Raw genomic sequence first — 13,899 nt, 5'->3', positions numbered from 1 at the left:
TTTCTGCATGCCTCAAGAGCACCGGCCGCCGAAGCGACCCGGGACCCGCGTCACCCGCCGGGGCCGACTGGCGATCTTCATCGGTCTGCTGGTGGCGACCGGGGCGGTGGTCGTGGTCCCCCTCCTGCCGGACAAGGGCGCGGAGAAGCCCCCGCAACTGCGCCGACTCGTGATCCCCGAAGGGTGGCGAGCAACGCAGGTGTACGCGGCGGTCGACCGTGAGCTGAAGCTTCCCGCGGGCTCGGCCAAGACGGCGATCGCCCGAGCGGGACTGGAGCTGCCCGCCGAGGCCAAGGGCAATCCGGAGGGCTTCCTCTTCCCGGCGACGTACCCGCTCTCCCGAGAGACCACTCCGGCCGGGCTCCTCGCGTACATGGTGCAGACGGCCAATCAGAAGCTGGCCGCCAAGCCGGTCGCCGCCGGAGCCAAGGCCCAGGGCATGACCCCCTACCAGACGGCCACGCTGGCCAGCATCATCCAGGCGGAAGCCGACACCCCGGCCGACATGGGCAAGGTCGCGCGGGTCGTCCACAACCGGCTCGCCAAATCGATGCCGCTACAGATGGACTCGACGATCAACTACGCGTTGAACCGCTCCACCGTGGACACCGCACTGCGCGACACCCGGATCGACAGCCCCTTCAACACCTACGAGCGCCAGGGCCTGCCACCGACCCCGATCGACAGCCCGGGCGCGACCGCCATGGCGGCCGCGGTCGCACCCACGCCGGGCGACTGGCTGTTCTTCGTCACCGTGAAGCCGGGGGACACCCGCTTCTCCGCGACCTACGAGGAACACAAGCGCCACGTGGCGGAGTTCAACAAGCACCGCGCGGCCGCCCGCAAGGCGTAGCGGGCGTCCGGCGTGCACCCCGCTACCCCGCGGCGCCCGCCGGGACGGGCGGGGCGAGGAGGCGGCGGAGTGCGCGGGCGGCGGCGCCGCCCGCGCGGTTGGCGCCGATGGTGCTGGCCGAGGGGCCGTAGCCGACCAGGTGCACCCGGGGGTCCCGGACCGCCCTGGTCCCGTCCACGCGGATGCCGCCGCCCGGCTCGCGCAGGTGCAAGGGGGCCAGGTGGTCGATCGCGGCCCGGAAGCCGGTGGCCCACAGGATCACGTCGGCGTCCACGCGCCGGCCGTCGTCCCAGGCCACGCCCGAGGGGGTGATCCGGTCGAACACCGGCAGGCGGTCCAGGACGCCCGAGGCCAGCCCGGCGCGCACCGCCTCGTTCAGCGGCAGCCCCGTCACGCTGACCACGCTCTGCGGGGGCAGTCCCCGGCGGACCCGCTCGTCCACCAGCGCCACCGCGGCCCGTCCCTCGGCCTCGCCGAAGGATCCGTCCCGGAACACCGGGGGCCGCCGGGTCACCCAGGTGGTCTCCGCGGCGACCCCGGCGATCTCCAGCAGGTGTTGGACCCCGGACGTGCCGCCGCCGACGACGATCACCCGTGCGCCGGCGAACTCCTCGGGTCCCGGGTAGTTCGCGGTGTGCAGCTGGCGGCCCCGGAAGGTCTCCTGCCCCGGGTAGCGCGGCCAGAACGGCCGGTCCCAGGTCCCCGTGGCGTTGATCAGTGCCCGCGCCGACCAGGTCCCGGCGGTGGATTCCACCAGCAGCCGCCCGGCCTCCCCCTCGCGCACCGCCGTCACGTCCACGGGGCGCCGTACGCGCAGCCCGAAGCGCTCCTCGTACGCGGCGAAGTACTCCCCGATCACCTCGGACGACGGGCGCCCCGGATCGGCGCCGACCAGCTCCATCCCCGGCAGCGCGTACATGCCGTGGACCTTCCCGTAGGTCAGCGAGGGCCAGCGGAACTGCCAGGCGCCGCCCGGTCGGGGCGTGTGGTCCAGCACCACGTGCTCCAGTCCCGCCCGCCCCAGGTGGTACGCGCTGGACAGCCCCGCCTGTCCGGCGCCGATGACCACCACGTCCACATCGCTCACGAAATCGTTCACGGTTGTACCAACTGGGTGCGGCCCCGAGATCTTCCCGCCCGGGGCCCGGACCGTCAGACAGCCCTAGCCTCCGTGTGCCCGCAGGACCGCCGGCACCGGCCCCGTCGGCTGGAGGGTGAGGCCGGGGAAGACCCCGGCCCGCCGGCCCCCGGTGTCCAGGTGGAACCGCCGGCCCAGCACCGCCAGCACCAACGCCGCCTCGACCAGTGCGAAGCGGGCCCCTAGGCAGGCCCGCGGGCCGCCGCCGAAGGGGAACCAGGCCCGTTCCGCCACCGCCGGCACGGCTCCCGCGTCCCACCGCTCCGGGCGGAAGGTCGTCGGCTCCGGGAACCAGCGCGGATCCCGGTGCACGGACCACGGGCTCGTCCACACCAGCGTCCCGGCGGGCACCTCGCGCCCGCCGATGGTCGCGCCGTGCGTGGCCACCGCGGAGATCAGCCAGATCGGCGGATAGATCCGCAGGGCCTCCTTCACGACCTGCTGCGTCCACACCAGCCGTGGGTAGTCGTCGTAGGTCGGCAGCCGCCCGCCGAGCACCCGGTCCAGCTCCTCGGTGAGCCGGGCGCGCGCCCGCGGCGCCTCGGCCAGTAGCTGCCAGGCCCAGGTCAAGGTGGTCGAGGTGGTCTCGTGGCCGCCGATGTACAGGGTGATCGACTCGTCCCGCAGCTCCGTGCGCGAGAGCGGCCCGCCGTGCTCGTCGCGGGCCGCGAGCAGCCGGCTGAGCAGGTCGTCGCGCTCCTCGCCCGCCGCCGAGGCCGCCTCGTGCTCCCGTACGACGTGCTCGATCTCCCGGTCGAGGACGCGCACGGCCGCCCGCATCCGGCGCCGCCCCGGCGTGCGGACCCAGGGCGGCAGGAACAGCGTCAACCCGCGGAACTCCGCGCCCAGTTCCCGCTGGGCCGTGGCCATGGCCGCGCTGATGGGGGCCTCGCGGCCCTCGGCGTCGCCACCGAACAGGGTCCGCACCGCGATCCGTTGGGTCAGCCCGGCCATCTCCCGGTGCACGTCGATCCGCTGGCCCTCCCGCCAGCCGCCGGCCAGCGCATCCGCGCACTCCACCATCGTGGCGGCGTACGCACGGACCTGGCGCGGTCGGACGGCGGGCTGCACCAGCGCACGCTTGCGGCGCCAGTCCTCACCGGTGGCCACCACCACGCCGTTGCCCAGCAACTGCCGGAAGGCCCAGCCCAGTTCCGAGGGCTTGAAGGTGCCCTCGACGGCTCCCAGCAGTTCGGCGGCGTGCTCGGGTCGGGAGACCAGGACGTTGCGCTGCGGCCCCAGCGCCCAGGGCACCCAGTCGCCGTACTCGTCGCGCAAGGACTCGAAGAAGGCCAGCGGATCGCGGGCGAACGCGGGAAGGTTCCCGAGCAGGGGCCACCGGCGCGGTCCGCGCTCGGCTCCCACGGGCGGCAGGGTGGCGGTCACGCAGGCATGGTGGCAGCGCCCCCGCCAAGGCACCAGAGCCGCACCGCCCCGTCTCCCGCGGGGTGCGGCTCAGGCTGCGCGGCGGGCGCTCAGCCAGTCGTACGCCGCGTCCGCGGTGAATTGCGCCTGCCCGGCCCGGAAGAGCAGTCCCGCCGTCGCGAAGGCCGGGTCGTCGGCGCTCTCCGCCACGTACGGGATCGCCACGCAGGCCATCCCGGCGGCGTGCGCGGCCTCGGCTCCCGGGGCGGCGTCCTCCATCACCACGCAGTCGGCCGGTCGTGCCCCCAGCCGCCGCGCCGCTTCCAGGAAGACGTCCGGCGCGGGCTTGCCGTGCGGGACCTCCTCGGCGGAGACCACGGTCGTCAGCAGGGCGTCCAGCCCGGTCCCGGCGAGCACGGCGTCGATCGCCTCGCGCGAGGACCCGGAGGCCACCGCCATCGGGACCCCCTCGCCGTGCAGTCGCTCCACGAACTTCCGCATCTGGGGGAAGGCGTCGGTCCGGGCCCGGGCCAGCTCCAGGTAGCTCGCGTTCTGCTCGGCGAGCAGCTGCTCGACGGGGGCCCGCAGGGCGTACCGCTCGCGCAGGATCTCCAGCGTCTCCAGGGTGCCGATACCGATGAAGCGCGCGTGGTCCTCCCACGTGAAATCGGCGACGCCGTGCCGCTCCAGGGTGAGGCGGCCGGACTCGTAGTAGTTCGGCTCGCTGTCCACGAGGGTGCCGTCGAGATCGAATATGACGGAAATCATCCGTTGTGCCCGTCCTGCCGGTTGCGTGCGTGTCCCGTCCATCCTGTCAGGGTTTGCGAGCAGACCGGCCCACGGACTCGACGAGGGGGAGCAGCCGGTGCGCGACCCGCTCGCGCAGCGCCACCTCGGTGCGGGTGCGGACCACGCCCGGCAGCCGGATCAGCCCCTGGATCACGTCTTCCAGGTGCGCGTTGTCCCGGGCCGCCACCCGGGTCAGCAGGTCGCCGCCACCGGTGATCGAGAAGGCCTCGATGATCTCCGGCACGGCGGCCAGCGCTTCGCCCACCTCGTCCAGGTGCCCCTGCGTGACCTCGATGTGCACGAACGCCAGCACCGGGTGCCCGAGCGCCGCGGGGGACAGCACCGGACCCGTGCCCGTGATCACCCCGGTCCGCTCCAGCCGGTCGAGGCGGGCCTGGAGGGTGCCGCGTGCCACGCCGAGGCGGCGCGCGTACTCGCGCAGGCTGGTGCGCGGCTCCTCGATCAGCAGCCGCAGGATCCGGGTGTCCAGCTCGTCCACGGCCATGGGTCCGGGGGCCTTCCGTCGGGCGTCGCGATGGCTCCCGGACTGTACCAACGGCTCGTGCGACGACCGCCCAGGCCGCCGGGCGGCCCGCCGGAGCCGCCGCCCGTCCGCCCCGCCCGTCCGCGCCGCCCGTCCCCTCAGCGCCGCCCGCGCGGTGGCCGGGGGAAGAATCCGCTGGTCCGCTCCAGGTACTCCGCGTACCCCGGACGCCCCGCCATGTGCCGCTCCAGCAGTGCCTTGCCGCTGCCGGCCGTGAGCAGGTACGACATGACCAGCGGCGCCACGACCGTCGCCGCGGCCGCGCCGGGGGAGTCGCAGACGATCAGGAAGAGGCCCCACCACACGCAGAAGTCCCCGAAGTAGTTCGGGTGCCGGGTCCAGGACCACAGGCCCCGGTCCATGATCCGGCCCCGGTTCGCCGGGTCCGCCTTGAACCGGGCCAACTGGTGGTCGCCGACCGCCTCGAAGGTGATCCCGAGCAGCCACAGCGCGCTCCCGACCGCCGCGAGCGGCCCCACCGGGCTCGTCACGTACTGCCCCGCCTGCACCGGCAGCGACACCAGCCACACCAGGGCCGCCTGGAGCAGGTAGACCATGCGCAGCGCGTACAGGTTCCGCCCGTGCGAGCCCGCCGCCCCCGCCCGGGCCAGCATGCGCTCGTACCGCGGGTCCTCGCCGTGGCCGCGCCCGCGCGCGGCGATGTGCCCGGCCAGCCGCAGCCCCCACACCACGGTGAGCAGGGTCAACAGCAGCCTGCGCCCGCCGTCCCCGTGCCCGGTGGAAGCGGCGTACGAGGCCAGCGCGACCGCGGCGAAGGCCGCGCCCCACGCCACGTCCACCCCGCGGTGCCGCCCGAGGCGCACCCCCAGCGCGAAGGCGACCAGCAGCACGGCGAGGGCCGCGCCCGCCGTCACCGGCAGGCCGGTCGCGAAGGCCGCCCATTCCATCAGCGGCCTCCGTCCCGCTCGGCCAGCACGATCTGGTGCACGTCCAGGTACCCGGAGGCGAACCCGGCCTCCGAATAGGCGAGGTAGAAGGTCCACATCCGGCGGAAGGCCGCGTCGAAGCCCAGCGCGCCGACCCGCTCGGAGCGCTCGCCGAAGCGCTCCCGCCACAACCGGAGCGTCTGCGCGTAGTGCGCGCCGTACCCCTCGCACCGCTCCACCCGCAGCCGCGTGTGCGCCCGCGCGAGGTCCTCCACCGCCCGCACCGACGGCAGCATCCCGCCGGGGAAGATGTACTTCTGGATCCAGGTGTAGGTGGTGCGGGTGGCCAGCATCCGGTCGTGCGGCATGGTGATCGCCTGGAGCGCCACCCGCCCGCCCGGCGCGAGCAGCCGGTCCAGCGCGGCGAAGTACGTCGGCCAGTACTCGACGCCCACGGCCTCGATCATCTCGACGCTCACGATCGCGTCGTAGCTCCCCCGCGCCTCGCGGTAGTCGCACAGCCGCACCTCGGCCCGCGCGGTCAGACCCGCGGCCGCGATGCGCCGCTCGGCGAGCTCCTTCTGCTCCCGGGAGAGGGTGAGCGAGACGACCTGGGCGCCGCGCTCGGCGGCCCGGATCGCCAGTTCGCCCCAACCGGTGCCGATCTCCAGCAGCCGGGTGCCCGGACCGACCCCGGCCCGGTCGAGCAACATGTCGATCTTCCGGCGCTGGGCCGCGGCCAGCCCCGACCAGTCGGCGGGCAGCGCGCCGAACACGGCCGAGGAGTAGGTCATGGTGGGGTCCAGGAACTCGGCGAAGAGCTCGTTGGACAGGTCGTAGTGGCGCCGGATGTTGCTCCGGGCGCCGCCCGGGGTGTTGCGGTCGGCGTCGGGGTGACGGGCGGCCCACAGGCCCCGCAACCGTTGCAAGGACGGCGGGATCAGCGACGCGACGTTCCCCGCGAGGACGGTCAGCACCGCCACCGGGTCCGGCGCGTCCCACTCCCCGGCCTGGTAGGACTCGCCGAAGCCGATCAGGCCGCCGGTGGCGACCCGGCGTACGAACGCCTGCGGATCCCGCACCGAGAGCTCCGGGCCGCCCCGCCCCAAGGCCCGGGCGGCGGCGCCCTCCGGGGCCAGCCGGACGGTCAGCGGCAGCCGGTCCAGGGCCCGCCGGATCAGCAGCCCGCCGACTGCGGCCCGCACGCGCGAGCACCGGGGCACCGGCGGGGCGGCGGGGACGACCGGGGCGCCGTCCGGGGCGGGCGCGGTCGCGGGCGGGGCCGGGCTCGTGGTCGCCGTCGGGCTCGTGGTCGTGACCGTGGTGGACGTCGTGCGCGTGCTCACTTCACACCCTCCTGGGGGACGTGCGGGGGACGGGGCTGGACGGGCACCCCGCGCAGCCACAGCCGGATGCCGTGGAAGCGGATGCCGAGCGAGACGGCGGCGGTGGGCCAGGGGCGGCGCAGCGCCGCGCGCAGCACCCCGCCCGGGTCGGCGGGCCGGCGCGCACCGCGGACGGTCGCGGTCAGCCGGGTGCCGGCCCCGGTATCGAGGCGGACGGTCAGGACGAGGCGCTCACCCGGCACCGGCAGCCGCATCCGGTAGTCACCGGAGACCGGCAGGAAGGGCGAGACGTAGAACTCCTTGCGGGCGTGCCCGGCGCCGGTGGCCGCTTCGGGTCCCAACAGGTAGCAGTGCCGACCGCCGTAGGTGTTGTGCACCTCGGCGACCACGTGGCGCAGCTCGCCGTCCGGGCCGTGGCACCAGAAGACAGACAGCGGATTGAAGACGTGCCCGAAGACCCGGGCGTGCGCGAGCATCAGCACCCGCCCGCCCGCGGGCCGCGCGCCCTGCGCGGCGAGGAACCGGTCCAGCCCCGCCCGGATCGACGGCAGGTCCCCGCCGAAGTGGTCCCGCGCGTCGAACCGGGCCAGCGCGCGCAGCGCCCGGGGCAGCCGCGGCAGCCGGTCGAGGTCCACCAGCCACAGCGAGGTGCGCTGGTGCAGCGCGTACGGGCGGGGCCCCGAGCGCACGTGGGTGATCACCGACGGGTACAGCGCGGGCTCGACGCCGTCCACGGCGGGCGCGGGCGCCGGTACGGGGGCGGGTGCGGGGTGGGCCGCACGGATCGGGGCCGTCACCACTCCACCCCCAGCGCGGCGGCCGCCGCGGCCCCCGAACGGCAGCCGTCCTCGTGGAACCCCCAGCCGTGGTAGGCCCCGGCGAAGGCCGTCACCGGCCCCGACAGCCCGGGCAGGCGCTGCTGCGCGGCCACCGATTCCGGCGTGTAGAGCGGGTGCGCGTAGTCCATCTCGGCCAGGACCAGCTCCGGCCGCACCCGGCCGTCGGCGTTCAGCGTGACGACGTAGGACTCGGGCCCGTCCAGCCCCTGGAGCCGGTTCATGTCGTAGCTCACCCGGACCCGCGCGTCGCCCGGCCGGCAGCCCGAGAGCCGGAAGTTCCAACAGGCCCGGGCGCGCGGGCCGCTCGGCAGCACGGACGCGTCGGTGTGCAGCACGGTCCGGTTGCGGGAGTACGCGAACGCCCCGAGCGTCGCGCGTTCGGCCGGCGTGGGATCGGCCAGCAGGGCGAGGGCGCGGTCCGCGTGGACGGCGACCACCACCGAGTCGTACGTCGCCCAGGTGCCGTCGTCGAGGGTGACCCGCACCCCCTGCGCGCCGCGGGCCAGCGCCCGCACCGGAGTCGAGGTCCGCACCGCCGCCGTGCCCAGCGCGTCGCGCACCAGGCGCACGTACCGGGCCGAACCGCCGCTCACGGTCCGCCAGTTCGGTGAGCCGCCGAGCGACAGCATGCCGTGGTGGTCCAGGAAGCGGAACAGGTACCGGGCCGGGTAGCGCAGCGCGGTGTGCTCCGGACAGGACCACACGCAGGACACCAGCGGGATGGCGAAGTGGGCGCTGAAGTAGGCGCCGAAGCGGTGCCGGCGCAGGAACTCGCCGAGCGTCGGATCGTCGCCCGGCGGGGCCGCCAGCAGTTGGCGCGCGCGCCGGTGGAACGCCGGAACCCGCGCCAGCATCCCCAGGTACGCCGGGTCCACGGCATTGCGCGGCCGGGCGAACAGACCGCTCGGCCCGCGGGCCCCCGCGTACTCCAGCCCGCACCCCTCGCAGTGCACGGACATGCTCATGCTGGTGCTCCGGGTGGCCACCCCCAGCTCGCCGAAGAGCCGCAGCAGCTGCGGGTAGGTACGGTCGTTGTGCACGATGAAGCCCGAGTCCACGGACCGGACCACCCCGTCGGACCCCTTGACCTCGTGGGTGTGCGCGTGCCCGCCGAGCCGGTCGTCGGCCTCGTAGAGGGTCACGTCGTGGGCGCGCGCGAGCACGTACGCCGCGGTCAGCCCGGACACGCCCCCGCCGATCACCGCCGTGTGCGGTCGCCCCTGTCCTCGCTGCGTCATCGTGCTCCCTCGCCGTCGGTGGTCGCGGCCCCGGTGGTCGGCCGACGCGGGCCGGACGCCCCCGTACCCGTACTTCGGAGCCGGAGCCGTTTCGGATGCCCCGGCATTCGGCCCCATCCGGGACCGCGCCGCATCCGTCCTCCCCGCCCGCCGCGAAGCACCATGAGAAGGTCCGGTCGACAGCGGATCGGCAGTCCCGAAGGGAGAGAGCGATGGTCGACCACGCGACCACCACCGGCGGGCTGTCCTGCCTGGTCACCGGCGCCACCGGATACATCGGCGGCCGTCTGGTGCCCCAGCTCCTGGACGCGGGGCACCGGGTCCGCTGCATGGCCCGCTCGCCCGAACGGCTGCGCGACCATCCCTGGGCCGGCCGCGCCGAGGTGGTGCGCGGGGACGTCACCGACGCGGACTCGGTGGCCGCCGCCCTGCGGGGGATCGACGTCGCCTACTACCTCGTGCACGCGCTGGGCACCGGCCCCGGTTTCGAGGAGCGGGACCGCTCCGCCGCCCGGATCTTCGCCGCCCGGGCCCGCGCGGCCGGGGTCCGGCGGATCGTCTACCTCGGCGGCCTGACCCCGGCCGGGGTCCCGCCGCGCGAGCTGTCCCCGCACCTGCGCTCACGGGCCGAGGTCGGCGACGTCCTCCTCGGCTCGGGCGTGCCGACCACCGTGCTGCGCGCCGCGGTCATCATCGGCTCCGGTTCGGCGTCCTTCGAGATGCTGCGCTACCTCACCGAGCGGCTCCCGGTGATGGTCACCCCGAGTTGGGTCGGCACCCGGATCCAGCCGATCGCGGTGCGCGACGTGCTGCGCTACCTCGTCGGCTCCGCCACCATGCCCGCCGACGTCAGCCGCGCCTTCGACATCGGCGGGCCGGACGTGGTCACCTACGAGCAGATGATGCGGCGCTACGCCGTCGTCGCGGGTCTGCCGCACCGGCTGATCCTGCGCGTCCCGATGCTCACCCCGCGCCTGTCCAGCCACTGGATCGGCCTGGTCACGCCCGTGCCACGGGCGCTGGCCCGGCCGCTGGCCGAGTCCCTGCGCCACGAGGTGGTCTGCGACGAGCACGACATCGCGCGCTACGTCCCCGATCCGCCCGGCACCCCGATCGGCTTCGACCTGGCCCTGACACTGGCCCTGCGCCGGGTGCGCGAGGCGGACGTCAGCACCCGCTGGTCCTCGGCCTCCCTCCCCGGCGCCCCCAGCGACCCGCTGCCCACCGACCCGGACTGGGCCGGCGGCAGCCTCTACACCGACTGCCGGGAGCGGGAGGTGGACGCCTCGCCGCAGGCGCTGTGGCGGGTGGTGGAGGGGATCGGCGGGGAGAACGGCTGGTACTCCTTCCCGCTGGCCTGGGCGGTACGGGGCTGGCTCGACCGGCTCGTCGGCGGGGCCGGGATCCGGCGCGGCCGGCGCGACGCGGCCCGGCTGCGGGTGGGGGACTCCCTCGACTTCTGGCGGGTCGAGGAGATCGAACCGGGGCGACTGCTGCGGCTGCGCGCCGAGATGCGGCTGCCGGGGCTCGCCTGGCTGGAGCTGTACGTCGAGGAGGACGGCCGGGGCCCGGGCGCGGCGGGCGGGCACCCCGGTGCCCGGTTCCGCCAGCGCGCCCTGTTCCACCCGCGCGGGCTCCTCGGGCACCTCTACTGGTGGAGCGTGTCCCCCTTCCACGCGGTGGTCTTCGGCGGCATGGCCCGCAACATCGCCCGCGCGGCGGCCTCGCTCCCCGCCCGCCCCGCGGCCCCGGTCCCCCCGGACGCATCCGAAGGGACCGGCGGGGCCGAAGTACCGCACGACAGTCGCCCCCCATCCTGACGCGGAGCCCGTCCATGAACGTCGCGGTCGTCCTCTACACCTCCGACCTGCGCCTGCACGACCATCCGCCGATGCGGGCCGCGCTCTCCTCCTCCGCCGAGGTGGTGCCGCTGTTCGTCCGGGACCGGGGCATCGAGGCGACCGGATTCACCGCCCCCAACCGGCTCGCCTTCCTCGCCGACTGCCTGGTCGCCCTCGACGCCGGACTGCGCGAGCGCGGCGGTCGCCTCGTCGTGCGCTCCGGGGACGTGGTCGACCAGGTGTGCGCGGTGGTCCGCGAGGCCGATGCGGACGAGGTCCACATGGCGGCCGGGGTCAGCGCCTACGCCCACGGCCGGGAGGAGCGGCTGCGCGCCGCGCTCGAGGGCGAGGGGCGGCGGCTCTACGTGCACGACGCGGTGGTGACGGCGCTCGCCCCCGGCGCCGTGACGCCGGCGGGCTCGGACCACTTCGCGGTCTTCACCCCCTACTTCCGCCGCTGGTCCGATCAGCCCCCGCAGCCCCTCGCGCGCGCCCCGCGCGCGATCCGGGTGCCCGAGGGGGTGGGCTCGGAGCCGCTGCCCGAACGGTCCGCGGTGCGCGGCACCTCGCCCGGCCTGGCCCGCGGCGGCGAGGACGAGGCCCGGTCCAGGTTCGCCGCCTGGCTGCGCGACGGCGTGGCGCGCTACGAGGACGTGCACGACGACATGGCGGGCGACGCCACCTCCCGGCTCTCCCCCCACCTGCACTTCGGCACCCTCTCGCCCGCGGAGTGCGTCCACCGGGCGCGGGCGGCGGGCGGCCCCGGCGCGGAGGCGCTCGTGCGGCAGCTGTGCTGGCGGGACTTCCACCACCAGGTGCTCGCCGCCCGCCCGGCCGTCGCGCACGCGGACTACCGGGTCCGGTACGACCGCTGGCGCACCGACGCGGCGGCCGCCGAGGAGGTCGAGGCCTGGAAGGAGGGCCGCACCGGCTACCCGGTCGTCGACGCGGCCATGCGCCAGCTGCGGCACGAGGGCTGGATGCACAACCGGGGCCGGCTGCTCGCCGCGAGCTTCCTCGCCAAGACGCTCTACGTCGACTGGCGGACCGGCGCCCGGCACTTCCTGGACCTGCTCGTCGACGGGGACCTCGCGAACAACCAGCTCAACTGGCAGTGGGTGGCCGGGACCGGCACCGACACCCGGCCCAACCGGGTCCTCAACCCCGTCCGACAGGCCCGGCGCTACGACCCGCACGGCCACTACGTCCACCGCTGGGTGCCGGAACTGGCGGGCCTGCCCGCACCCGAGGTCTTCGAGCCCTGGCGGCTGACCGGGCTGGAGCGCGCCCGGTACGACTATCCGGACCCGGTGGTGGACCTCGCCGACGCGCTGGGCCGCTTCAAGCAGGCCCGCGCCGCATCGTGACGGACCGCGGGGCGATGAAGCACAGCGTGACGGACCGCGGGGCGGATGGTCGTATCGTGACGGGAGTGGACCGTGCGCACCCCACCCCGGAGCCGCCGCCCGTGCCGTGGCCGCTGAGCACCGGCGCCGTCGCCCGGCGCCTGGGCGTCTCGCCCACCACCCTGCGCTCCTGGGAACGGCGATACTCCATCGGCCCCGCCCGCCGGGAGGACGGCAGGCACCGCCGCTGGACCCCGGACGACATCGCCCGCCTGGAACTGATGTGCCACCTGACCTCCCAGGGGGTGCCGCCCGCCGAAGCCGCCCGCGCCGCCCTCGCCGGTCCCGCCGGAGCGGCTCCGGAGGTCGCCCCGGCCGCCGCCCCGCCGCCACCCGCGCCTTCCGCGCCGCCCGCGCGGCCCGGTGCCAAGGCGCCGGGCGGTCGCAACGCGCTGCCGCTGGGGGAGGTCCGCCCCGAGTGCCGGGGGCTCGCAAGGGCCGCCGTACGACTGGACGCGCCCGCGGTGGCGGAGCTGCTGGAGGCGGCCCTGGCCGTGCACGGGCCCGTCACCGCCTGGGAGGAGATCATCGCCCCCACCCTGCACGCGGTCGGCCGCAAGTGGGCCTCCTCGGGGGAGCGTTACGTGGAGGTGGAGCACCTGCTGTCCTGGCACGTCTCCGGTGCGCTGGGCCGGGTGCGGCCCGCCGCCGAGGGCCCGGGTCGGGCTCCGGTGCTCCTCGCCTGCGCGCCGGGGGAGTTGCACAGCCTGCCGATGGAGGCGCTCTGCGCGGCGCTCGGCGAACGGGGCCTGCCGGTGCGGATGTTCGGCCCCGCCCTGCCCGCCGACGCGCTGCTCGAAGCGGTTCGCCGGATCGGGCCCTGCGCCGTCGTGCTCTGGTCCCAGGTCCGCACGACGGCGGACCGCTCGCTGGTGCGGTCGGTCTCGGCCGTCGAATGGGGTCTGCGCGGCGCGCGCGCCCACCCGTGGCTGCTGCTCGCGGGCCCGGGCTGGGGCGCGGGCGGCCCGCCGCTACCGGGCGCGGACCGGCTCCACGCGCTGCGCTCGGCCGTCGATGTCATCGAGGCGCTGGCAGCGGCTGCGCCTGCAGGGCGCTCCGCAGGCACCGCAGCGCGCGCCGCATGTGACTCTTGACCGTCCCCAGCGGCATACCGGTGCGGGCCGCGATCTGGGTCTGGGTCAGGTCCCCGTAGTACGCCATCCGCAGGATCCGCTGCTGGGCGGACGGCAGCCGGGCCAGCTCGCCCAGGACGAACACCCGGTCCAGGGCCTGCTCCGGCCCCGCCGCGCCCGCGGACGTCGGTGCGCCCGCGCACAGGGTCCCGGCGGCGGCCACCGCCCGGGCCCGCCGGGTGCGCGCGGCCAGTGCGTCCGCCACCTTGTGGCGGGTGATGCCGACCAGCCAGCCGCCCAGGTCGCCGCTGGCGGGCCGATAGCCGCCGCGGCCGCGCCAGGCGGCGAGGAACACCTGCTGGGTCACGTCCTCGGCCTCGCGGTCGTCCCCCAGCCAGCGGCGGGCGAGGGAGTGCACGAGCGGCCGCCAGCGGAGGTAGACGGCCGTCATGCCGTCCTCGTCGCCGGCGAGGAAGAGCGCCGCGAGCCGGGCGTCCTCGGCGTTGTCGCCCGTGCGGTCGGCGCCGGTGCGGTGGGCTCGTCCGAGGTCCGGGTGGTCCTTGAGGTCCATGGCCCCAGC

13 protein-coding genes are annotated in these 13,899 nt (G+C 75.7%); 4 read left to right on the top strand and 9 right to left on the bottom strand.

Translation table 11 applies throughout. The annotated features are described in order from the left end of the window. The first annotated feature begins 7 nt into the window (after positions 1-7). Positions 8-853, top strand: coding sequence for an endolytic transglycosylase MltG (gene mltG, locus ACIBEA_RS06380; protein WP_399258573.1), 846 nt, complete (start codon positions 8-10; stop codon positions 851-853). A 22-nt stretch (positions 854-875) separates the two neighbouring features. On the opposite strand, the gene ACIBEA_RS06375 is transcribed toward mltG, so the two are convergent. From ACIBEA_RS06375 to ACIBEA_RS06340, 8 genes are all read right to left on the bottom strand, one after another. Further along, complete coding sequence (locus ACIBEA_RS06375; RefSeq protein ID WP_399258571.1) at positions 876-1,952, bottom strand: FAD-dependent oxidoreductase; 1,077 nt, start codon at positions 1,950-1,952, stop codon at positions 876-878. Positions 1,953-2,015: 63 nt separating this feature from the next. Then, on the bottom strand, positions 2,016-3,377 hold the full coding sequence (locus tag ACIBEA_RS06370) for a cytochrome P450 (RefSeq protein ID WP_399258569.1): 1,362 nt from the start codon (positions 3,375-3,377) through the stop codon (positions 2,016-2,018). Positions 3,378-3,446: 69 nt separating this feature from the next. Beyond that, positions 3,447-4,124, bottom strand: coding sequence for an HAD family hydrolase (locus ACIBEA_RS06365; protein ID WP_399258567.1), 678 nt, complete (start codon positions 4,122-4,124; stop codon positions 3,447-3,449). Positions 4,125-4,170: 46 nt separating this feature from the next. Beyond that, entirely contained in the window at positions 4,171-4,650 is a 480-nt protein-coding gene (locus ACIBEA_RS06360) for an Lrp/AsnC family transcriptional regulator (protein WP_354379367.1), read from the bottom strand. Between the two features lie 137 nt (positions 4,651-4,787). Next, positions 4,788-5,597 (bottom strand): DUF1295 domain-containing protein, encoded by an 810-nt coding sequence (locus tag ACIBEA_RS06355; RefSeq protein ID WP_399258564.1) that lies wholly within the window; start codon positions 5,595-5,597, stop codon positions 4,788-4,790. After that, entirely contained in the window at positions 5,597-6,922 is a 1,326-nt protein-coding gene (locus tag ACIBEA_RS06350) for a class I SAM-dependent methyltransferase (RefSeq protein WP_399258561.1), read from the bottom strand. The genes ACIBEA_RS06355 and ACIBEA_RS06350 overlap by 1 nt, the downstream gene beginning before the upstream one ends. Beyond that, positions 6,919-7,719, bottom strand: coding sequence for a DUF1365 domain-containing protein (locus tag ACIBEA_RS06345; RefSeq protein ID WP_399258559.1), 801 nt, complete (start codon positions 7,717-7,719; stop codon positions 6,919-6,921). The genes ACIBEA_RS06350 and ACIBEA_RS06345 overlap by 4 nt, the downstream gene beginning before the upstream one ends. Then, positions 7,716-8,999, bottom strand: coding sequence for an NAD(P)/FAD-dependent oxidoreductase (locus ACIBEA_RS06340; protein ID WP_399258557.1), 1,284 nt, complete (start codon positions 8,997-8,999; stop codon positions 7,716-7,718). The genes ACIBEA_RS06345 and ACIBEA_RS06340 overlap by 4 nt, the downstream gene beginning before the upstream one ends. A 212-nt stretch (positions 9,000-9,211) precedes the next feature. Here ACIBEA_RS06340 and ACIBEA_RS06335 point away from each other — a divergent pair, with 212 nt between their 5' ends. From ACIBEA_RS06335 to ACIBEA_RS06325, 3 genes are read left to right on the top strand one after another with little or no spacing between them, the layout of a single operon-like run. Beyond that, a complete protein-coding gene (locus tag ACIBEA_RS06335; protein WP_399258555.1) occupies positions 9,212-10,819 on the top strand; it encodes an SDR family oxidoreductase in 1,608 nt (535 codons plus the stop codon). A gap of 14 nt (positions 10,820-10,833) precedes the next feature. Then, entirely contained in the window at positions 10,834-12,207 is a 1,374-nt protein-coding gene (locus ACIBEA_RS06330; protein WP_399258553.1) for a cryptochrome/photolyase family protein, read from the top strand. 14 nt (positions 12,208-12,221) lie between these two features. Further along, a complete protein-coding gene (locus ACIBEA_RS06325) occupies positions 12,222-13,340 on the top strand; it encodes a MerR family transcriptional regulator (RefSeq protein ID WP_399258551.1) in 1,119 nt (372 codons plus the stop codon). Here the strand turns inward: ACIBEA_RS06325 and ACIBEA_RS06320 are convergent. Then, positions 13,264-13,890: an RNA polymerase sigma factor gene (locus tag ACIBEA_RS06320; protein WP_399258549.1), complete on the bottom strand. Its 627-nt coding sequence runs from the start codon at positions 13,888-13,890 to the stop codon at positions 13,264-13,266. The genes ACIBEA_RS06325 and ACIBEA_RS06320 overlap by 77 nt on opposite strands. Between the last annotated feature and the right edge of the window lie 9 nt (positions 13,891-13,899).

The sequence above is a fragment of the Streptomyces sp. NPDC051555 genome, from assembly GCF_044454405.1.
Lineage (GTDB): Bacteria > Actinomycetota > Actinomycetes > Streptomycetales > Streptomycetaceae > Streptomyces.
The sequence above is the reverse complement of the archived record's forward strand: the minus strand, read 5'-3'. Positions and strand labels throughout refer to the sequence as shown.

What these genes read in the sequence shown, in the direction of transcription:
- mltG (WP_399258573.1), top strand. Translation starts at nt 8, where the DNA reads ATGCCTCAAGAGCACCGGCCGCCGAAGCGACCCGGGACCCGCGTCACC.
- ACIBEA_RS06365 (WP_399258567.1), bottom strand. Translation starts at nt 4,124, where the DNA reads ATGATTTCCGTCATATTCGATCTCGACGGCACCCTCGTGGACAGCGAG.
- ACIBEA_RS06360 (WP_354379367.1), bottom strand. Translation starts at nt 4,650, where the DNA reads ATGGCCGTGGACGAGCTGGACACCCGGATCCTGCGGCTGCTGATCGAG.
- ACIBEA_RS06355 (WP_399258564.1), bottom strand. Translation starts at nt 5,597, where the DNA reads ATGGAATGGGCGGCCTTCGCGACCGGCCTGCCGGTGACGGCGGGCGCG.
- ACIBEA_RS06340 (WP_399258557.1), bottom strand. Translation starts at nt 8,999, where the DNA reads ATGACGCAGCGAGGACAGGGGCGACCGCACACGGCGGTGATCGGCGGG.
- ACIBEA_RS06335 (WP_399258555.1), top strand. Translation starts at nt 9,212, where the DNA reads ATGGTCGACCACGCGACCACCACCGGCGGGCTGTCCTGCCTGGTCACC.
- ACIBEA_RS06330 (WP_399258553.1), top strand. Translation starts at nt 10,834, where the DNA reads ATGAACGTCGCGGTCGTCCTCTACACCTCCGACCTGCGCCTGCACGAC.
- ACIBEA_RS06325 (WP_399258551.1), top strand. Translation starts at nt 12,222, where the DNA reads ATGAAGCACAGCGTGACGGACCGCGGGGCGGATGGTCGTATCGTGACG.
- ACIBEA_RS06320 (WP_399258549.1), bottom strand. Translation starts at nt 13,890, where the DNA reads ATGGACCTCAAGGACCACCCGGACCTCGGACGAGCCCACCGCACCGGC.